The 21,860-nt window shown below is 35.8% G+C and carries 17 protein-coding genes; 6 read left to right on the top strand and 11 right to left on the bottom strand.

What is annotated here, in order from left to right; all coding sequences use genetic code 11:
* Positions 1–2: 2 nt before the first annotated feature.
* The 3 genes from ABID42_RS08565 to ABID42_RS08555 form a co-directional block, all read right to left on the bottom strand.
* Positions 3–821, bottom strand: coding sequence for an SDR family NAD(P)-dependent oxidoreductase (locus tag ABID42_RS08565; RefSeq protein WP_367283295.1), 819 nt, complete (start codon positions 819–821; stop codon positions 3–5).
* A gap of 137 nt (positions 822–958) precedes the next feature.
* On the bottom strand, positions 959–1,339 hold the full coding sequence (locus ABID42_RS08560; RefSeq protein ID WP_367283294.1) for a hypothetical protein: 381 nt from the start codon (positions 1,337–1,339) through the stop codon (positions 959–961).
* Between the two features lie 34 nt (positions 1,340–1,373).
* Positions 1,374–4,799 (bottom strand): ThuA domain-containing protein, encoded by a 3,426-nt coding sequence (locus ABID42_RS08555; protein ID WP_367283293.1) that lies wholly within the window; start codon positions 4,797–4,799, stop codon positions 1,374–1,376.
* Positions 4,800–5,162: 363 nt separating this feature from the next.
* On the opposite strand from ABID42_RS08555, the gene ABID42_RS08550 reads away from it, so the two are divergent.
* Complete coding sequence (locus ABID42_RS08550) at positions 5,163–5,951, top strand: NUDIX hydrolase (RefSeq protein ID WP_367283292.1); 789 nt, start codon at positions 5,163–5,165, stop codon at positions 5,949–5,951.
* A gap of 83 nt (positions 5,952–6,034) precedes the next feature.
* On the opposite strand, the gene ABID42_RS08545 is transcribed toward ABID42_RS08550, so the two are convergent.
* The 4 genes from ABID42_RS08545 to ABID42_RS08530 all read right to left on the bottom strand — a co-directional run bounded on the left by ABID42_RS08545 (position 6,035) and on the right by ABID42_RS08530 (position 8,411).
* Positions 6,035–6,706: a hypothetical protein gene (locus ABID42_RS08545; protein WP_367283291.1), complete on the bottom strand. Its 672-nt coding sequence runs from the start codon at positions 6,704–6,706 to the stop codon at positions 6,035–6,037.
* Positions 6,707–6,840: 134 nt separating this feature from the next.
* The gene (locus ABID42_RS08540; protein WP_367283290.1) at positions 6,841–7,074 is read right to left on the bottom strand and encodes an alpha/beta fold hydrolase; all 234 of its coding nucleotides are present in this window, start codon (positions 7,072–7,074) and stop codon (positions 6,841–6,843) included.
* Positions 7,064–7,804 carry a LamG domain-containing protein gene (locus ABID42_RS08535; protein WP_367283289.1) on the bottom strand — a complete coding sequence of 247 codons (741 nt, stop codon included), beginning with the start codon at positions 7,802–7,804 and terminating at the stop codon, positions 7,064–7,066. Before ABID42_RS08535 ends, ABID42_RS08540 begins: the two co-directional genes overlap by 11 nt.
* A gap of 82 nt (positions 7,805–7,886) precedes the next feature.
* Positions 7,887–8,411, bottom strand: coding sequence for a DinB family protein (locus ABID42_RS08530; RefSeq protein ID WP_367283288.1), 525 nt, complete (start codon positions 8,409–8,411; stop codon positions 7,887–7,889).
* Between the two features lie 253 nt (positions 8,412–8,664).
* Between ABID42_RS08530 and ABID42_RS08525 the strand changes: the two genes are divergently transcribed.
* Positions 8,665–9,264 (top strand): Crp/Fnr family transcriptional regulator, encoded by a 600-nt coding sequence (locus ABID42_RS08525; protein WP_367283287.1) that lies wholly within the window; start codon positions 8,665–8,667, stop codon positions 9,262–9,264.
* Between the two features lie 34 nt (positions 9,265–9,298).
* Here ABID42_RS08525 and susR read toward each other — a convergent pair whose 3' ends face one another.
* On the bottom strand, positions 9,299–10,954 hold the full coding sequence (susR, locus tag ABID42_RS08520; RefSeq protein ID WP_367283286.1) for a SusR family glycan utilization regulator: 1,656 nt from the start codon (positions 10,952–10,954) through the stop codon (positions 9,299–9,301).
* Between the two features lie 380 nt (positions 10,955–11,334).
* Between susR and ABID42_RS08515 the strand changes: the two genes are divergently transcribed.
* From ABID42_RS08515 to ABID42_RS08500, 4 genes are all read left to right on the top strand, one after another.
* On the top strand, positions 11,335–14,361 hold the full coding sequence (locus tag ABID42_RS08515; RefSeq protein WP_367283285.1) for a SusC/RagA family TonB-linked outer membrane protein: 3,027 nt from the start codon (positions 11,335–11,337) through the stop codon (positions 14,359–14,361).
* 8 nt (positions 14,362–14,369) lie between these two features.
* On the top strand, positions 14,370–15,857 hold the full coding sequence (locus ABID42_RS08510; RefSeq protein ID WP_367283284.1) for a RagB/SusD family nutrient uptake outer membrane protein: 1,488 nt from the start codon (positions 14,370–14,372) through the stop codon (positions 15,855–15,857).
* A gap of 12 nt (positions 15,858–15,869) precedes the next feature.
* Positions 15,870–16,952, top strand: coding sequence for a SusE domain-containing protein (locus ABID42_RS08505; RefSeq protein ID WP_367283283.1), 1,083 nt, complete (start codon positions 15,870–15,872; stop codon positions 16,950–16,952).
* A gap of 93 nt (positions 16,953–17,045) precedes the next feature.
* Complete coding sequence (locus tag ABID42_RS08500) at positions 17,046–18,467, top strand: alpha-amylase family glycosyl hydrolase (protein WP_367283282.1); 1,422 nt, start codon at positions 17,046–17,048, stop codon at positions 18,465–18,467.
* Between the two features lie 71 nt (positions 18,468–18,538).
* Here the strand turns inward: ABID42_RS08500 and ABID42_RS08495 are convergent, their stop codons facing one another.
* From ABID42_RS08495 to ABID42_RS08485, 3 genes are read right to left on the bottom strand one after another with little or no spacing between them, the layout of a single operon-like run.
* Positions 18,539–19,966 (bottom strand): phytoene desaturase family protein, encoded by a 1,428-nt coding sequence (locus ABID42_RS08495; RefSeq protein ID WP_367283281.1) that lies wholly within the window; start codon positions 19,964–19,966, stop codon positions 18,539–18,541.
* Between the two features lie 11 nt (positions 19,967–19,977).
* Complete coding sequence (soxC, locus tag ABID42_RS08490; protein ID WP_367283280.1) at positions 19,978–21,213, bottom strand: sulfite dehydrogenase; 1,236 nt, start codon at positions 21,211–21,213, stop codon at positions 19,978–19,980.
* 2 nt (positions 21,214–21,215) lie between these two features.
* On the bottom strand, positions 21,216–21,827 hold the full coding sequence (locus ABID42_RS08485) for a c-type cytochrome (RefSeq protein WP_367283279.1): 612 nt from the start codon (positions 21,825–21,827) through the stop codon (positions 21,216–21,218).
* Positions 21,828–21,860 lie beyond the last annotated feature (33 nt).

Genomic DNA, 21,860 nt, shown 5'->3' with positions numbered 1-21,860 from the left:
ATTTACATTACTACTTTTTTCATCATTTTACCGATGAGATTCGTGGCAAATCTTGGGCTAAGACGATAAAGAATGTCTAACATGGTAGCATCTTTACCGACTGTTACTCGAAACTTATTTTTCTCCATCGCCTGAATAATTATCTCAGCAGCTTTGACTGGCGAAAGTGCCATTTTCCCAGCGGCAGCAGCATTTTTTGGGTCGGATAAGTCAACTTTAGGTTTACCTAATCCTGAGTTTTCAGTAATATTGGTGGCTATCGCTCCGGGATGAACTACCGTAACTTTTACATTCGTATCTTTTAATTCAGCATAAAGTCCTTCGGTAAATATTTTCACCGCTGCTTTGGCTGCCCCGTATATTGTCTGTTTTGGAAAAGGAATAAAACCACCCATACTTGAAATATTGACAATATGTGCTTCTGGACGTTCTAAAAACAAAGGAAGAAAAGCTTTAGTAAGATACACCGTTCCATAAAAATTGACATTTATTACTCGACTAATGTCTTCAATACTAAGCTCATTTACCGTTATAAATTTTTGGATAATTCCTGCATTATTAATGATGCCGTCCACCGCCCGAAAGTGATTTAACACTTCTTCAGGCAAGGCTTCTACTTTCGTTCTATCTGTAATATCTAATGCAAAGCCTTTGAAACGTTCGTCGCTTACATTGGCTATTTTTTGAGTTTCATTCAGTGCATTGATGTTAATATCAACGCCTACTACATTGGCATTTTTTCGGAGTAATTGTAATGTCAATTCACGTCCTATACCATTTCCCGCACCTGTAACGATGATGGTTTTGTTTGATACTTGCATAATTTTAGCGTTTTTTAGATGAGAGTCATCCGTCAAATAATCATTAAAATCTTAAAGAAAAGGCGACTTTATCGCAATCGCCTTTATCTGCATCACTTATACAGTTTTAAACATTGGGTATGTTTAAATAAATACTCTTACTCTTTAATTCTTAACCCTTTTGCATCAAACATACTCATCATACTTCCTTTTAGGGTATTGTCATCTACTTTATTGAATTCAAGATTTACGTCATAACCTTGTGCTGAAAAGTAGATTACAATTTTCTCCGCTGATTCTTCAATTTTAGTAATCGCTATTTTTTCAGAAGCAGGCATGGCTGGAGAAGACAATTCTCCTGTTAACGTTCCTTCTTTACGAATGAGATTTGTTAAAAATTTAGCATCACCTTGGGGTGTTCCAGATACAGTAAATTCCCATTTTCCTGCCCAAAAATCTGCTGGTTTTGTAGTTTGAGAAAAACCTTTAATGACAATTCCAAATAGGAATACAAACAGTATTAGACTTACTTTTTTCATTAGATTATTTGTTTTATGATTAAAAATTTGATTGTTATTTCAACTTAAACTCTATTCCAAAAATCAACATCAACGAACGTTGTTCTGAACTTGTGTTGACAAAAACTATATAGACATCATGTAGTTTTTTATCATAATTATCTGGCAATTTTATAGGAGCTTTTAATTGACGCTGACCACTTCCTGCATCCATAAATTCTGATTTTCCAAGTAGTATTCCTTGTGGACTATCTAATCTAATTTCTACAGTTCCGCCTTTCATAATTACTCCTTGCTTAGGAGCCATTGCCGTAACTGCAACCTCATTTATTTGGGCTAAATCAATTTGTTTAAGACTCAGAAAAGCACCATTTTGGGATGGGATAAGTAAATTATTTCCGCCAGAAGCTACCTTTCTTACTTCATCATAAACATCAAAACTTGTTACATCTATTTTTGAATTTCTTAATAATAAGTTTTTTTCATCTTTCAAGGCTGGCAAGCCTGATACTCCTTTATCTTGATAAGCAGCTCTTACAATAAATACTCCTTTCCCTTTATCTCCTTCAGGTAGTTTGGCTGTATAATTTCCCTTAGTTGGTAATACTTCTTTTACTTTTTCGTCTGATAAACTCAAAATATACTTCACCATTTCGGTTGCATCTGATGGTGATAATTGAGGGTGACCAGACATCATTACTTCGCCCCAAACGCCACTTCCGCCACTGATAACCTTTTTGGATAATCTATCCAAAGCCGAATTATCGCCTTTATATTTCAAGGCAACTGAACGATAAGTGGGTCCAACTGATTTTTTTTCTTTGCTATGGCAAGCCATGCAATCATTGGCTTCAAGCAAGGTTTTTCCTTTGGCTACCAATGTAATAGCATCAGCAGAACGGTGTCCTTGTGCAATAGTCACTTTATCATATCCTTCTGCTAAATAGTCGATATTGATAGCTACTCTTTCGGGACTGATACCTTTGCCTAAAACTCCATCTTCTTTATCTTTTACATTGACATCATAATTAAATGGCTTATTAACAACATAGAATGACTTGTTGCTCTCAGGCATTTCTAAACTCACTTGAGGAGCTTCGTTTCCAGCGGTAATTTCTACTGATTTTGAGCTGATTCCACCTTTTCCATCATCGGCTGTAAGAGTAGCAGTATAAACTCCTTTTTTACTTAAATTAACTGTAATATCTTGGCTTTTAAACGTTTGGATAAACCCATTTTTAGCGGTTACTTTCCAAGTATATTTCAGGATATCACCATCTGCATCTTTTGTATTTTTGGCAGACAATTTTACTGTTAAAGGCAAAGAACCTCCTGATTTATCTGATGATAGTTCAATCTCTGGCTTGCGATTTCCAGCATTATATTCAATTTTAATTAGTCGAGCATCGTCGTTCTGAGCGAACCAACCTGCACCATACTCAAGCATGTATAAATCGCCATTAGGAGCAAATTCCATATCCATCGGATTACTAAATTTATGGCTTGGCATAAAACGTTCCATTGAAACATAATTGCCCTCTTTATCCATCGTAACAACCATTATTGTTCCTCGCATCCATTCATAAATAAATAATTTTCCATCATAATATTTAGAAAAAGCACGTGGCGCATTCTTGAAATTTTCAGTATAAAAAACAGGTCCCGCCATAGCATTTCGCCCGCCACTTCCTAATAATGGAAATTCTTTCGATTCACCATAAGGATACCAAATGAATGCCTTTTCAGCTGGAGGTAATACTTTTAGTCCCGTATTATTAGGTGAATTATTGGTAGGAGCATTTGCATCCCATTTTTGCGAAGCGTCGCCCGGACCTGATGTTTTTGTCGCAAAATCATACTTTGTGTAAGCTTTGTTATCGCCTACAAAATAAGGCCAGCCAAAGTTACCAGCCTTGCGTGCTTGCCCTACTTCATCATAGCCTTCTGGTCCTCTATTGGGGTCAGCTTTGGTGGCATCTGGACCTACCTCTCCCCAATATACGTATCCAGTTTTAGGGTCAACAGAAATACGATATGGATTGCGATGACCCATTGAAAAAATTTCAGGACGAGTTTGTGGAGTACCCACTGGGAATAAATTTCCTTCTGGAATAGTATAGCTACCATCAGGCAAAGGTTTTATTCTAATAATCTTTCCACGTAAGTCATTCGTATTTGATGCCGATTTTTGAGCATCCCAAGGGCCACGTCCTGCTCTTTCATCGACTGGATTATATCCTTCAATTCCTTGCGGGTTGGTATTATCTCCAGTTGACAAATAAAGATTTCCTGCTTTATCCCAAGCGATTGAACCACCTGTGTGAATACACTCTTCACGCTGTTCGGGGATTTCTAAGAGTACTTTTTTAGACTCCAAAATCAATTTATCTTCACGAAGTTCATAGCGAGTTAAAACACTTTTAGGCTCATCTGGTAAAGAATAATATAAATACACCCAGTGATTTTGTGCAAAGTTGGGGTCTTTATTTAAACCTAATAACCCTGCTTCGGCTACTCCTCCTTTGCAAGTTAAGCAAACGGGTATTTTTCCGATTGTCTTAAGTTCCTTCGTTTTGTTATTGTATAAACGTACTTCTCCTTTTCGTTGGATAAAAAGAATACGGTCGTTATCCAAAACAGATATTTCAGTAGGTTCGTCTAATTTTTCTTTTAAAATTACTTTCGTAAAACGATTTTCTTCAGGTCTTGCTTTGCTAAAATCCACATTTTTAGGCATTTCCCCTTCTATTAAGGGTAGTCCAGCAGCGTATTTAATACCTGCCCAAAGATGATTTAAGAAAAGTGGTTCAGAAAATGTTTCGTCGGTATGACCCATCGCTGTATAAAATGAACGACCGCCATCAAATTCTTGATACCAACTTATCGGATGATTCTCACCATTTTTACCTCCTTTATAACTTTTTTCATCAAGCGATAATGCTACATTGATTTTGGAAGAAATGTCTCTGAAATTATAGAACTCATCTGTTTTTTCAAATTCGTCTGGCATTCCTTGCGTAGCCCAATGGTTTTTAAGATTTACCTTAAATTTTCCTTTTTGCACATTGTTTGGCGACGGATGGTCTAAAAAGTATGCTCCCACTAATTTCCCATACCAAGCCCAACCATACTCGCAATCAGTAGCAGCATGAACACCCACATAACCACCTCCCGCTTGAATATATCGTTCAAATACATCTTGCTGTACATTGTTCAGAATGTCTCCAGTGGTATTAAGAAAAAGTACAGCATTATATTTTTTAAGGTTCTTTTCATTGAATATTTCAGCATCTTCTGTAAAGGTTACATTAAAGCCTTTCTCTTTCGCCATTAACTCCAATGCTTTTTTCCCAGCAGGAATAGATTCATGCCTAAACTCCACTGTTTTGCTAAAAACAAGCATATTAAATTTAGCCTGAGAGAATACTCCGAATGGAAGAAGAATACACCCAATAAGCTTTAAGATTCTTGATAATTTCATCCTTATTTATCCTTTATTTGATTATTTCAAGACAAAGTTATAAATAAAAACCATATTGTATATTTTTTTATACAATAATTTTCAAAAGAATAATTATACTATTCAAATACGGAATAAAACAAAAACATTTTATTGTATTTATTTATATACAATAAATAATAATGCTACTTTTGTAATGCTAAATTTTTCAGACTAAACTTCTGATAACACCTTTTAAATTGTAAAGAGTAGGAAGTATATTTAAGGATAAAATTTTAGCGGTTTTCATATTTCAATACAACAAACATATAAAAATAAGACATGGTTTTACGTTCACGATGAGCAGAATCGGGGAAATCTCAACCTAAATTATTAAAAGACAAAATGGAAAAAGAAATAGCTTTGAAGGAATTAGAATCTACAAGATGGATTAATTTAAGTCAACAAAATTATATCAATCAGGTATCTATTGACTGTGTAATTTTTGGTTATCAAGACAGACAATTAAAAGTATTAATTCCTAAACTTTCGTACAAAGGAGATTTTTGGGTATTACCCAGTGGTTTTGTTTTGCAAGATGAAGATATTGACCAAGCTGCCGAACGCATTCTCCGTGAAAGAACAAATATTAAGGGTATCTATTTAGAGCAATTTCAAGTATTTGGAAAGGCAAATAGAAATAGTAAAGAGTTTATGAATCGCTTAAAAGATCTTAACTTAGAATATTTGAAGACAACAGATATAAATCTTGAAGATCAACCTGACTATAACTGGTTCACAAAGCGATTCATTTCTATTGGCTACTATGCCTTAGTAGATATAAACAAAGTAGTTCCTCACAAAAGCATCGTTGATGAGTCGATAGAATGGTATAATATCCATGAAATTCCGCCAATGGTGATGGATCATAATGAGATTTTGGAGAAAGCACTCAAAGCTTTACGCAATGATATTGACGAAAAATTAAATGTTTTTAATCTATTACCTGAAAAATTTACCATCGCCCAAGTTCAAGAAATTTATGAAACTATTTTTGAAAGGACTTATGTTAGAACTAATTTTCAAAAGAAGATTTTGGAATTTAATGTTTTAGAACGTTTAGAAAAGAAATTTACAGGTGCTGCCAATAAAGCACCTTATTTGTATAGATTTAAGGATAAAATAAGTTTGTAATCGTAATTTATTTCAAGCAAAAAGCGGTCAAAATTAGTTTTTTGACCGCTTTTATTTTTTAAAATTCTTGATATTCAATGAGGCTATTGTTTATATTTTGTCACCTTTAAATCCTTAAAATAGCCTTCGGTACCAACATCCACAAATAAGCCCAAAGCACCTGAAGTGTTTTCGCCTAATGATTCAGTAACAACTAAAGAAGGCTGTTTGGCATCATTTACAAATAGTTTGGCATACTTGTCTTTTATTACGATTTTGATTTTTATCCACTCATTCAAACCCATATCAGCATAAGATTCATACATTTCAGGTTTTTCTTTTCTTAAACGATTGAATTTAAAATCAGGAAAAGAAAAGTATTGTATTGAATGATTACGGCGTACTTGTTCATCAGCTCTACCATTGGTTGGGCGAATATAAATACATTCAAACTTTGTATTATCTGCATTGATTCTGTACGCTACTCCTATAAATCCACGGTCGGATGGTGAAGCCGTTTTTAACAATCTGCTCAATACTTTTACTTCAATAATACCATCTTTAAAATCAAGTTCTTTAATCCGAACAAAAGTAGCTTCATCTACTTTCTTTACGGTAGAATCTTTGATTACTTTCAGCACTTTCATGCCTTCTAGTTTTTCAAAAGACATGAATACTTGATTGGCCACAAGATTATTGGCTTCTAAACTGATAGTTTGAGCGAATAAATTATGATTTAGAAAAATGGCAAAAAATAAGATTAGTAATTTTTTCATAGTTGAGGTTATCTTTGAAAGATAAGTTTTGAATTGTATTTAATTTTTCGTAAAACTTAAATTTAAGTATTTTTTAAAATATATAAATTCTTATAAATCAAAAACTTTATTCAACTAACTAACACTACTGGGATTCACTTCTTTAAAAAAGGAACAATACTTGCCCAAGTGGCAGTAAAATTTTCTAAAAAACAACCATGTCCAGTATTAAGGATAATCGCAATCTGATGTTTCGGAATAAGTCTTGCTGCTGAAACTACTCTTTCCACTGGATTACCATCATCATGGTCGCCAGCCATTACATCGTTGTTCAAGCGTAGCTTGTTCTTTGCCTGATTCAGATAAGTAAGTAAATAGTTAAATATCATTTACTTTTTCGCTTGCTTTCTTAGCTTTTAATGCTCTTTTGGTTACTTTCAAATCTTTAAAATAACCAGTTGTGGCAATATCAACATATAAACCGATACTTCCTTTTTTTGATTTCCCTAACATTTTATCTACGATAAATGATGAATACTTAAGGTCATTAATAAACATTTCTGCTGATTCGCCATTAATTTCAATTCTCATTTTTATCCATTCATTCAGAGCCACAGGTGCTGGTCCTTCATATTTGAAAGGAGCTATTTTTCGTAAAGTATCAAATTTAGCATTTGGATAAGCAAAATACTGAACAGTGTGATTTCGGTACAGTTGGTTATCAGCTCTGCCAACTTTTGGACGAAGATAAATAGATTCCCAAGCTGAATTGTCTTCTTGAATTCTATAATAAAGACCTATAAAACCTGCTGCACCAGCAAATGGTGATGGATTCTGTATTTGGCTATACATTTTCACTTCAATGGTGCCGTTTTCAAAATCATCTAAATTCAAAAGTCGTGCATAATGAACATCGTCCACAGTGGCTTCCAATCGGTTTATATCAAATGGAAAAGCCTTCAAATCTCTTTCTAATTTTAGTACTTTTTCACCCTGAAACTTTATTATTTCGCCCGTTACATTAAAAAGTTGGAAGGTTTGTTTGTCGAATTGTAGGTTTTGTCCAAAACTTTCAATCGTAAAAAGACAGAGTAAACTGTATAAAATATATTTTTTCATTTTTTTGATTTATTAAAAATGCCACGAATGAATCATATTTTAATTCGGACAGTCGTGACGATAATACATTGAAATATGTTTCTTAAAACAACTTTTCTTGTGGTGGTTTTACACCTGCCAAACGAAGATAAACTGTTGTTTGTCCTCTTTGATGCGTTTGATGTTCGAAGCTTTTTTGTAAAATCATTTCCTTGGTTAAATCAAATCTACCAAACAATTTGATGTGTTCGTTTAATTGAGCTGGCGTCATCGTTTTGATAGCGTTAATCACAAAATCATAACCTTCCATGACCAATTTCGTCACGTTAGCTTTTGATTTATCAGCCGTTTTTTCTAATTCGCCCATGCCAACAGGACTTTTTACTCCTGTTGCTGCCGACACGAAAGCATAATCTGTATCTGTTGAATGTAAAATTTGTTCAGCAAATGAACGCATTTCTGGAGTAGGTTTCAAACCATAACCAGATGCTGGCATAGCATCTAAGTATTCTTTGGTATAAGATTTTGCTCTTTCCCATTCTTTTGAGATTGCATCCACTGAATTTTGGGCATTTCCACTAAAGCTAATGCTTGTTAGAATAATGAAAAGGATTTTCGTGATTTTCATGTTTGATTTTTTTGATTGGTTGATAATACAAAATTACTCAAACAGCGTCCCCCGAACCCTTAACTTATCTTAGGAAATAGGCTTAATGTAGTTTAAGAGTAAAAGCAAAAATTAGCCTTTGAAACGTAGATTAAACCTTCTTCAAGTTTATTACTTGCAATAAAGCCAGTAACTTTATGCCAAGTTTGAAGTAGCAAAAGCCATTACTTTATTACAGAAGTGATTTCATACAAATTGACAAAACACATTTTAGATGCAAAATCCAACTGAGGTACTCATAGATTTTTTCAACAATTATTTACCTTTAAATCAAGAAGAAATTGCTTTGATTCTCGAAAAAATTACCCATCGAAATATCAAACGCCGACAAATGGTTTTACAGGAAGGTTTTGTTTGCAAACACTATTTTTTTGTCGTTAAAGGATGTTTCAAAATGTATGGAATTGATAATAAAGGAAACGAACATAACATTCAGTTTGCAGCCGAAGGAGATTGGATTATGGATATTGGCAGTTTTCATACTCAAAAACCAAGTCAGTTATTTATTGAAGCCATAGAACCCGCTGAAGTATTTCAAATAGAGCAACAAGACCTCTATTTTTTGTACTTAAATATTCCTAAGCTCGACAGGATTTTCAAAGTAATTGTAGAAAACAAATTTGTAGAATTACAAAACCGTGTATTACAAACGTTTAGCTCAACTGCCGAAGAGCGATATTTGGATTTTCTTGAACGATACGCCGATTTAGCTTCACGCCTACCCAATACTCAAATTGCTTCATACTTAGGAATCACACCCGAATTTTTGAGTAAAATTCGTAGAGATTTAAGTAAAAATAAGCCTTCAAAGTAAGCAAATTGCCATCATCTACTTTCAAAAAATTAGCTTAAAAAGCCCTGATTTCCATTATCTTACTTTCAAATGCCTCATTTGAAAGTAAGGATTTACTCTTCACTTTTGTTTTATGATTGTAAATTGTTCTAACAGAATATTCAAGTATTCTGGCGATTTGTTCGTGGTCGCTGATACCTATACGAATAAGGGCGAAAATCCTTAAATCTAGGTCTAATGGCTGGTCGGCTTGAAGAGGATATTTATCTTCTTCTTTGAAAAATGAATTAAAAGCAGGCACAAAATTGGGAAAGAGTTTGATGAAAATCTTATCAAAACTTAAGTACAAGGCTTCTCTTTCCTTTTTCATATTGATAGAATCCAAAACTTGCCCGATGCTATCGAAGTTTTTAATGGCTAATTTTTTCTCAATATTTTTCTTGATTTTTTCTATTTTATCAAGGTAATCAGAATACATATTGAATGAGTACCCAATGTACTCTTCTTTGATTTTATTGGCTTCTAATAACTCGTTATTGGTTGCTTGAAGTATTTCATTAGTCTCTTGAAGGCGGTCGTTGGCTTCTTGTAATTTATGGTTGGCTTCGGTTACTTTTTTGCCCGCTAATTTCAATTGCTTTAACTGTTTAAAAATGATAAAAGCAAAAATAATAACCAGTAAAGAAAGAAATGAAACGACAAGCGTAAAAGTAAACAAGCGATTTTTTTGCCCTTCAACGGTTGATAAACGATTTCCTTCAATAATGGGTAAAATGCCTGAAACGTGCTTTAAACGCAATTTTGCGCCATAAAAATTAGCATCATTCAGTGCTTCCTTAATGAAAAGATATGCTTTTTCATCATGTTTTTGATGATAGAGTAAATCAGCAACATAAGCCAAAGCAACGCCTTCTTTGGTTGACGATTTGATGTCGGCAATAGCGGCTTGAATCATTAAATCGGTAGCAATTTCTTTTTCTTCACTTTCTATGTAAGCACTTGCAAGCGACGATGCCGTCATGGCAAATTCTCGATAATTAGGATGAAATTTTTCTAAAACTAGCTTAAAATTTACTTTTGCTTCTTCAAATTTTCTTTCTTTGAGGTCTTTAATTCCCTTCACAAAATAGTATTGTAAATCTTTATTACTCATCAAAGCAATCGCAGAATCAGAATACATATTTCCTTTTTTATTGTAAAGGTCTAAATAATATGGGTCGCCATTATAAGCTGCTAATTCATAAAAAGACCGAGACATCAAAACATAATACTCTGTACGAAGATGATTGGGCAAGCCTTTCACCTTAATACTATTCAAGGAATCAATAGACTCTTTGTACATGCCAGAAGACAAAAGTGTAAAGCTTAATTGCAATTTTGCATAATTGATTTTAAGAGGATCTTTGAGTTTCTGGGCTATTTCTTGAAGCTTCAACGCATAAGTAAAAGCAGCATCATACTGAAAAGTTTTGTATTCGCTATACAGTTTATCGTTAAGCTGAAATTGTTGCTCAAGTGTTAAACCTCCTTGTTGAAGTGTCCCTTTTAGTTGCTCTATATCAGCTAATTTTTTCTTGATGTAAAGCTCTTTATGCTGTATTGCTTCATTCAACTCAGCAATCAATTTATCGTTATTCGATTTAGCAAACAAGACTTTTTGTTGTGCACTCATCAAGAATAAACAGACCATCATAAAATAGCGAAGCTTCATAATTTCAATTGTTTTATATCGGCAAAAAAAGGATAATAAATATTTAATGAAAAACATAATGGCTACAAAAATCTAATAAAATATTGATTAGAAGAGTACATCTGAAGAAGTTTATTTTAAAAAATTATGCTATTTCAATTAGTACTTCTTGTCAAAAAAACATTTCACCTCGAATTATTTATAAAATACTCTTCAAAAATACCCAAAAAACGCTTACCTGTCATTTACCTGAAAACACTTGAGAAATACGGATAAACGATTGATTTTTAGCATAATATCTTTTTTTGAAATATTTATTTTTTACCTGTGGATTCACTCATTTGACCTATCGGTATTCGATAATTTACATTTGTTATCGAAAAATTAATAATTCATTCATTATGCAAAAAACTTTATTTCATTGGCTAAAGCAAATAGAAGCTTGGGCTATGCTCAGTTTGTTCAAGCGAATAACTCCAAGTAAGAGTTATACCTTTCTATCTTGTTTTTTGACTTTACTTTCATTGAACTTTCAATTATTGGCGCAAAGTCAACGTACCATTACAGGAACAGTTCAAACAGAAAGTGGTGTGGCGATGGCTGGTGTTTCTGTCGTTGTAAAAGGAACCAATTTAGGAACGACAACTGATATTTCAGGAAACTATAAACTATCCGTTTCAGCGAAAAATACGAGCTTCGTTTTTTCTCATGTTGGATTTATTTTACAAGAAATTCCTGTCAATACTCAAACAAAAATTGATGTAATTTTAAAAACCGATACCAAAGCGCTGGATGAAGTAGTGGTTGTAGGTTATGGTAGTCAAAACCGAAAAGACGTAACTGGAGCAGTTGCCACAATTTCCAATGAAAACTTCAACCAAGGAGCAATCACCAATCCTTTGCAACAAATTGCTGGTAGAGCTGCGGGCGTAAACGTAACGCAAACAGGTAGCGAACCTGGCTCTGGACCAAGTGTGAGAATCAGAGGAATTACTTCATTGGTAGGTGGCAACGACCCGCTGGTAGTTGTTGATGGAATTCAAGGCAATATGGATTTATTGAACCAAGTACCACCAAGTGAAATCGCCTCAATAGATGTACTGAAAGATGCTTCGGCAACGGCAATTTATGGTTCAAGAGGTGCGCCGGGTGTAATTATTGTAAGTACAAAAAAGAATAAATCAGGAAAATCTTCGGTTGAATACAGTGCTACTTTTTCGGTTGATAGAGTAGCAAAACAGTTAGAAGTACTCAGTGCTGACGAATGGTGGCAACAAGCCCAAGCCAATGGCGTGCCTGCGGCGGCAAATCATGGTTCAAATACTGATTGGTTCAATATTTTATCTCGTACAGGTTCTACTCAAAATCATACACTTTCATTTGGCGGTGGCACGCAAAACTTCAATTATCGTGCTTCGCTAACAGCTATTTTACAAAATGGAATTGTGGTAAATTCTAACAACCAAAAATACATTGGTAGAATTCAAGCAACACAAAAAGCCTTGAACGACCGCCTGACGCTGACCATGAATTTAAACAGTGGTATTAATAACACGCTTGGAAGTCCGGGAAGTGTAGGTCGTGCCGCTTTTACTTCTAATTTGATTACGAATTCTTATTTAATGCGTCCGACTGACCCAGTTTTTAATACCGATGGAAAGTATTACACCGATCCAAACGTATTTGAATACTTCAATCCTTATGCTATTTCACAGGCTGTTGTGAACGAAGGTAGAAATAATAGTTTGTTTGGAAGTTTAAAAACGGATTTAGAAATCATTGATAATCTGACACTTGGTTGTTTTGGTAGTTGGCGAAAAACGGATAATAATTGGGGCTATTACATGCCAGCGGTTTCTACGGTGGCTTATGCCATCAACAACAAAGGCGTGGCGAATATCAGCAATAACCGCCAAGATGAAAAGTTGATGAATATTAGTCTAAATTACAAAAAAGTATTTGGCGACCACTCTATCAACGCATTGGCACTTTACGAATGGCAAAACCAAACGTACCAAGGGAATTTTACACAAGCGAAGGGTTTTATCAATGATATTGCCACTTATAATGCCCTTCAATTAGGCGATTTGACGAAAGTACAACCAGGAGATTTTTCATCGTATAAGAATGACCGTACTTTGGTTTCTTTCTTAGGAAGAATCAATTATTCGTATTTGAGTCGCTATTTATTGACGGTAAGTTTCAGAAAAGATGGCTCGTCGGTTTTTGGGGAGAATAGTAAATGGGGAAATTTCCCATCGGTAGCAGTAGCTTGGCAAATCGACCAAGAACCATTTATGCAAAATCAAAAGGTTTTTAATCAGTTGAAATTGCGTGGTGGATATGGCGTAACGGGCAATCAACAAGGATTATATCCTCAAAATTCATTGTCGTTGGTTGGGGCTGCAGGCGTTACTTATTTTGGGGGAAATCAGATTACCAATTTCAATATTACTCAAAATGTCAACAAAGATTTAAGATGGGAAACCCGAAAACAATATAATGTAGGAATTGACTTTGCTGTTTTAGATAGTCGATTATCTGGTTCATTGGATGCTTTTACAGCTACTACTGATAATTTATTATTCAACTATACTGTTCCTCAGCCTCCATTTCCTTATGGAACAATCATGGCAAATGTAGGAAGTATCAGAAACCAAGGGATAGAGGCAAGTTTGGCGTATCAAGTCATCAAAAGTAAAAATACAAGCCTTACTTTGGCTGGAAACGTTTCGCTTTTAGCCAACCAAGTAATGAACCTCAACGGCAGTATCAATGGCGTGCCTTTGAATACTGATTATATTCCTTGGGGACCCAACTCATACTTAATTGCAGGAAAACCGATTGGTACTTTTTCAATTTTACAACATTCAGGAAAGAATGAAAATAGAGCCGAAACGGTAATGGATGTAAATGGTGATGGTGTAATCGACCAAGGAAATAGAAGTCCCGACAGAGTATTAGCGGGCAATGCTTTACCGACTCATACTTATGCTTTTACGCCTACACTAAAGCACAAAAACTTAGATATTTCAATGGTTTGGCGTGGTTCTGGTGGTAACAAAATTTACAATGGTTTACGCCAAACATTAAGTATGATGGAAAACATTGGTAAAGCCAATTTATTGAAAAGTGCCGTTCCTTTAGATTTATATACTACACAGTATGGCTCAAACCTTTGGTTAGAAAATGGTGCTTTTCTAAGATTTGAAAACCTTTCTATTGGTTACAGTTTTCATCCATTAAAGCTTAAATCTATCGAAGCACTTAGGATTTCGCTTACGGGCTCAAACCTTGCGGTATTTACAAAATACTCTGGCATTGACCCAGAATTGAATGTAAGTGGTGGAAACGGATTTGGAGGTGATAACGGAATTTATCCACGCACAAGAAGCTTCGCCGTGGGTTTGAATGTAATTTTTAAATAAAGAAAACAATGAAAAAAATAATGATACTTAGCTGTCTCAGCTTGATTTTTTTGCCAAGCTGTACAGATGTAGAAGAGAAAGTATATGATAAATATGCCGCAACCGAATTTTATAATTCTCTTGAAGGCGCAGATGTGGCTTTAGCGGGCGTTTATTCAAAAATTGGCGGAAATTGGGGTGGCGTTGGTTACGCTGGGGCAGATAATGGTTGGTACGATTTAAACACAATGGCATCCGACGAACAAGTAATTCCACACCGTAATACGGGCGACTGGCAATTAGATTTTGCTCGTTTGCACTTACATCAATGGTTGCCTACAGACGGTATCATTGGCAATACTTGGAACTGGTTGTATAACGCTATTTTTTCGGCAAACTTGGCGATTGAGCAATTGGAAAATGCGAAAGCTGCGCCTGCCAAAATTGCTGAAGCAAAAGTATTAAGAGCATTTTTCTATTATTTATTGATGGATGATTTTGGAAATGTTCCTTTTTTCACTGAAAATAACGTTACAGTCGATAAAATTCCACAAATCAGTCGCAAAGAATTGTATGATTTTGTAGTGAAGGAATTGACTGAAAATCTGGATAAATTGCCCACTACAAAAGGTGGTGAATTTTATGGTAGATTCAATCGCTGGGCGGGTTATGCCCTTTTAGCCAAAGTATATTTGAATGCCGAAGTTTACACTGGAACTCCCAAATGGAAAGAATGCTTAAATGCTTGCGAGCAAGTAACAGCAGGCGGTTTTACGCTACACGGTGCAACTGCCAACGCTTCAAGTCCGCTGGGAAATCAGTATTATGAGCTTTTTGGAGATGTACTTCCAGAAGATGAAACTATCTTGGCAATTTTCGCAAAAGTCAATGTGGTATCAAGAAATATTTACGGTATCAGAAGTTTAAACGGGCCACATGCACTGGCAATTCTTGGCTTTAGTGGCTGGAATGGCACGATTGTTCCGAAAAGCTATTATCAGAAATTCAACGATGCAGATATTCGTAAAAAGCAATTTTTGTCAGGACAACAACCCGGTGGCGTGAATTATTCTTTAGAAGTTACTTCTTTGGACAATCCGGGAGCGGATAGAAATGCAGGTGTGCGAAACTTGAAATTTTACCCAGCATTACCCATGGACGGAGGCGGTGCTTCAAATGATTTTCCGATATATCGTTATGCCGATATTTTATTGATGAAAGCTGAATGCAATCTTCGTTTGGGCGATGCTACTGTCGCAAAAACATTTATTGATGCTACCAGAAAACGTGCAGGTTTAGCCGCACTTGCCAGTAATCCGAGCTTGGAAGATATTTATAACGAACGTGGATTTGAATTGAGTTGGGAAGGACACAGACGACAAGATATGATTCGCTTCAATACGTTTTTATTAGCTAATGATTTCAGAGGAGCTTCTCAAAATCATAGAAAACTCTTCCCAATTCCAACATCAGCCTTGAATGCGAATACTGGTTTAAAACAAAATTCAGGCTATTAACATAGAATACTCATGAAAAAATATATCCAACAATACTTGGCTTTTTTACTTGTTTTCTTCTTGGTTTCTTGCCAAGAAGAAGCAGAATTAACCATTCTCAAAGCGGTAAATTTCACTAATTTACCAACAGCATCAGCCAATACGATACAACTAACTCAGGCAAAAGATAATGAAACCGTTATTACTTTTTCTTGGGCAAAAGTTGATTATCCCGTACAAGCTCCCGTTACTTATACTTTGCAATTTGATATTGCTTCTGATACAATTGGCGCAAAAGCTTGGGCAAATGCCATCAGTATCGAAGCGGGCGAAGACGTTTTGAATAAATCAATTTTAGGAAAAGATTTAAACAAAATGGCTACAGACCTCGGCTTAACGCCAAACGAACAAGGTTCTTTGGTAGTTCGAGTTCAATCATATCTTGATAGAGCGGCTTTTTCAAAAGCTATTCCTGTAAAAATTACGCCCTATAAAGTATTCACTGGTTATCCATCTTTATGGGTTGCGGGCGATTATCAAGGTTGGAACGTGAACGTTGCGCCGAAACTAGTTTCTGTAAATAGTGATGGTATTTATGAAGGCTACATTTATATTCCAGCAGGCGGAACAAATGAATTCAAATTGTATGCTCAGGCAGACTGGTCACCGACTTCTTATGGCGATGATGGTAACGGAAATGTAATTATCGCCAATTATGCAGGAGGAAATTTTAAAGCTCCTTCAGATGGTTACTACTTGTTTTCCGTGAATTTGAAAACCATGAAGTATTTACTTATCAAAACAACTTGGGGCATTATCGGTGGTGCAACGCCGGGTGGTTGGGATGCTGATACCAAGTTAAATTATAATCCAAGTACTCAAAATTGGTCGGCTACTGCTGATATGAAAGCCAATGGCTCGTTTAAGTTCAGAGCCAATAATGCTTGGCAAATAGATTTTGGACTGAATGCCAGCGGAACTTTGGGCTATGCCAACCATCCTTGGTTGACCTACATTGACCAACCACAATTTACCGTGCCACAAGATGGGAATTATACCATCACTTTAGATTTGCACGAAGCTGGAAATTATACTTATAAGATTAAAAAGAATTAAGATTCTTTATTCGTTGCAGGGTTCATTCCTGCAACGATTTTATTGAAAATCAAGCATTTATCACGAACGAATTATCATTTATAAAGAAAAATCATGTCGATATTTTCCCTCAAAAAATCACGAGAAAGTAATTTTGGAATAAAACTTCCTAAAATTTTAGTCGTATTATCATTTGTTTTAGTTGGTTTTGGTTGCAAAGGAACAGAACCAGCACCTACGCCAATTGTGACAGAACCAAGTACTGCCAAACAATACGATACGCCCTTTACCAATGTTCCTCAAACTGCCGATATTTTAATGTACGAAGTCAATTTAAGTGCATTTAGTGCCACAGGAAATTTAAAAGGTGTGCAAAGTAGATTAGATTCTGTTAAAAGTTTAGGCGTAAATGTACTTTGGCTCATGCCCATTTATCCAATAGGTGAATTAAAAGGTGTTGGTTCACCCTATGCTGTAAAAAATTACACACAAATCAATACAGCTTTTGGCAATTTAGAAGATTTAAGATTGTTAGTCAAAGAAGCTCATAAACGCAATATCGCTGTTATGTTAGACTGGGTTGCCAATCATACTTCATGGGACAATCCTTGGATTCAAAACCCATCATGGTATGCCAAAGATGCTGCGGGAACGATTATCAGTCCGCCCGGCATGAACTGGAACGACGTTGCCGAACTGAATTACAGCAGTACTGCCATGCGCAAAGAAATGATTAAATCTATGACTTATTGGGTATTAGAAGCCAATATTGATGGCTTTCGTTGCGATTATGCCGAAGGTGTTCCTACGGATTTTTGGAAACAAGCCATTGATGCTTTAAGAGCGATTCCAAATCGGAAATTAATCATGTTTGCTGAAGGGGCGAAGAAAGAATTACTTTCGGCTGGCTTTGATATGATCTTTGGTTGGGATTTTTACACCAAGCTAAAAGACGTCATGAATAACAATAAGCCAGCTTCGGATTTATTGGCTTTCAACATTACTGATTACAACAATGTACCAGAAGGTTCGCAGATTTTAAGATGGATTACAAATCATGACGATGGTGCTTGGGACGATTCGCCTATCAATATTTTCAAAGGACAAAAAGGTGCTTTGGCAGCTTTTACGCTTACTTCGTTCATGGGTGGAGTGCCTTTGATTTATAACGGACAAGAAATTGGTTATGCAGGAAAAATTCCATTTTTCAGTAATAATACCACTAAAATTGACTGGTCGATGAATCCAACAATCTTGGCGGAATATAAAAGTTTGATGGCTTTTAGAAATAGTAGCAATGCCATTAAAAGAGGGACGCTTGAGGCTTTTAATGCTAAAGATGTAGTTGTGTTTAAAAAGAAATTGGGCACTGAAGAAGTACTCATTTTGGTGAATGTGCGCAACAGTAAAGTTTTACAGGATTTGCCATTCAGCCTGACGAATACTTCTTGGAAAAACGCCCTTTCAAATGAAAATGTAACCTTAAGTACATCTATTACACTTGAGCCTTATTCATATTTGATTTTAAAGAAGTAAATATTCTGCTTTCCATTTCATACTAATTTAGTGTGAAATGGAAGGCTTTTAAAAGGAAATAGTGTTACGATTTATTTTGCAAATACATCTTTCCAAGCCCTTTCAGAAGCATGAAATCCGCACATTCCATGTACTCCACCACCCGGAGGTGTTGAAGAAGAACAAATGTATAAACCCTTTTCAGAGGTTCTATAAGGCGAATATCTAAGTGCTGGACGAGTAAATAATTGTCGGATGTCGATAATTCCTCCATTAATATCTCCGCCAATATAGTTGGGATTATACTCTTCTAGCTGAGCCGTGTTGAAAGTATGTTTTGCTAAAATTCTTTCTCTAAAACCTGGGGCAAAACGTTCTACTTGTTTTTCAATAGATTCTGTCATGTCTTTACTTGAACCGTTCGGTACGTGACAATAACCCCAAACAGCATGTTTCCCTGCTGGAGAACGAGTATCATCAAAAACACTTTGTTGTGCTAATAATACAAATGGTTTTTCAGGATGTTTACCTTTTGAAGTTGCTAGTTCTGAAGAGGCAATTTCTGCAAAAGTATTGCCAAGATGTACTGTTCCTGCTTCTTTGGCTTTATCGGAAGTAAAAGGCACAGCACCATCCAATGCCCAATCTACTTTAAAAACACCCATGCCATAGCGGTATTTCTCTAATTGCCATTTGTAGATAGTTGAAAAACGGTGCCCAGCAATTTGAAATAATTGTCTAGGAGTAATATCAAATAAGATTGCTTTTGATGAAGGGAGTTGATCAAGCGATTTTACATGAAAATTAGTTTCAATTTTTCCTCCAATCGAAACAAAATAAGATGCCAACGCATTCGCCAATGACTGTGAGCCGCCTTTGGGAATGGGCCAACCCTTTGAATGCGCTGCCGCCATCAATACCAAACCTATCGCAGAAGTCGCTAAATTGTTCAACGGTTGAATGGAATGTGCTGCCATTCCTGCCCACAATGCTTTTGCTTCTAAGGATTCGAATTTCTTTGCCAATAAGGTTGCGGGTAAAAATGCTTTTAGTCCAAATTGTGTAAAATTGATTGGGTTTTTAGGAAGATGTAAAGGCGCTAATAATTCATCTAACAAACTTTCCCAGTTTTTCGTAATTGGCTCAATGAGTTTTAAATAGTTTTTTCTGTCGATACCTAAATATACTGCCGTTTCTAAAATAGAATTTGTCAAAATTACCGAAGTACCATCATCTAATGGATGAGCAGCAGTAATCCGTGGCTGAATAAATGTCAAGCCATGTTCTTGCAAAGGCAAAGTATTAAAAAATGGCGAAGCCGCAGCCAAAGGATGAATGGCAGAACAAATATCGTGTTGAAAACCCGGTAAAGTAAGTTCTGCCGTGCGGAGTCCGCCACCAATGGTACTTTTTGCTTCAAGTATTAATACTGAAAGACCTTTTTGTTGTAAGTTTATCGCTGCTGCTAATCCGTTTGGGCCAGAGCCTATTACGATAGCATCAAAATCTGTTTTTGACATTATTTTTCGTTTTATCGAAATGATTCTGGTTTAAATAAAACCTTTCCATCTTTTTTAATTTGCCAAGCTGTTATCGGATTCAGATGATAACCACCCATATCGCTTCCTCGTGCTTCTACTAATTGCTTCAAAGTTGGTTGCGTATAGCCTGTTTCGTCAGTAACTCGACTTAATAATTCGGTTTCTTCGCCTTTCCATTGCCACAAGTGTCTGAACTGCACATGCGCTTTATCCAAAATTGGCTCGTTCAATTGGGCGATTTGCCAGTTTTTTCCAGCATCTGTACTTACTTCTACCTTCACTACTTTTCCTCTTCCAGACCATGCCAACCCTCGAATTTCAATCCAACCTTTTTCAACATGTTGTGGAAAAGAAGGAAATGTAATGATAGAACGTGCATCAATGTCAAAGCTGAACATCCTTATTTTTCCATCTTTAATGCCTTCAGTATATTTTGAAGTTTCTTCTCTGGTCATATAAGGTTGGTCGGATAATTCTAATCTCCTTAACCATTTTACACTGGTGTTTCCTTCCCAACCGGGAAGAAATAGCCTGATTGGAAAACCCTGTTCTGGTCGAATGGCTTCTCCATTTTGGGCATAAGCAATAATGGCATCGTCCCAACCTTTTTGTACAGGAATACTTCTAGTCATAACGGCGGCATCGCCACCTTCTGCTAAAAACCATGTTGCATTCGGTTTTACACCTACTTCTCTGAAAATGGTAGAAAGTTTTACGCCTGTCCATTCACTCTGACTTGTTAAGCCACAAATTTCTTGTGGACTCATTTCCTCTTTACCAGTTCTGAAATTGCCTGAGCATTCAATAAAAGCAATTCTTGATACAGAGGGAAAACGCTTTAAATCAGCTACTTTTAAAATTAACGGCTTTTCAACGAGTCCATGTATCAATAATTCATGTGCATTAGGGTCGATGACTGGGATACCAGCATGATGGCGTTCAAAATGTAAATCTGAAGGAGTGATCATACCATAAAAATCTTGCAAAGGCGATCTTGAGGAAATATCTGAAGGCTTTTTAACAGATTTCACAAAAGATGATCTCGTTCCAATTTCTCCTGCTAAATTACCTACCTGTTTGGTTGGGTCTTCAACAATTGCCTTTTGAATACTTTTACCACTGGCTGATTGAACGATAGCCACTGCGACGGTGGCTGCACCGCCCAAAAGCGTTCTTCTTGATATTGTTTTGGGGCTATTTTGAGTAATCTCAATGATTTTTTCCATGTTTATTTTATTTCAGCGCCTCCTTTTCTATCATCTGGTACATATAATTTTTGTGCAGGCATAATTACTTTAGGTAATGTTTGCGCATTGATTACGTACTTTTCATCAATGATTTCATTCGCATTCAGTAAGTAGGCTGTCAAATGATATACTTCTTCATTAGTCAAAGAACCGGGTGCATTAAAAGGCATTGCTCTCCGCACATAGTCAAAAATCGTCGTGGCAAAAGGCCAGTAATTCCCAATAGTTTTTTCTTTCTTTTTATCTGATGGATTTTTATTTATTACCAAAGAGCCATTTGCTCCACCAATTCCTCCAACTCCATGACAAGCCACACATTTTGTTTCAAAAATCACTTTGCCTTTACTGGCTAATCCAACACCAGCGGGTAATCCTTTCCCATCTGGTCGAACGTCAATATCTAGTCGTTCTATTTCGGCTTTGGTTGGAGTTCTTCCCCAACCAAAATGCTGTGGAGTTTCACTAGAATCTTTTTTACTTTGATATACTAAAGTATTACTTTCTACTGAATGATTAGTGGATTGAAAAGCACTTAGTGCAATACCAAAGCCTATCAAAGTCAGTAGTTTATACTTATAATAATGGATCTCCATTGTTGAAATTTATAATGATGTTGAAGAAAAAGT

Source organism: Arcicella rosea (genome assembly GCF_040543805.1).
In the GTDB taxonomy this organism is placed as follows: Bacteria; Bacteroidota; Bacteroidia; order Cytophagales; family Spirosomataceae; genus Arcicella; species Arcicella rosea.
This window is presented reverse-complemented; position numbering and strand designations above follow the sequence as displayed.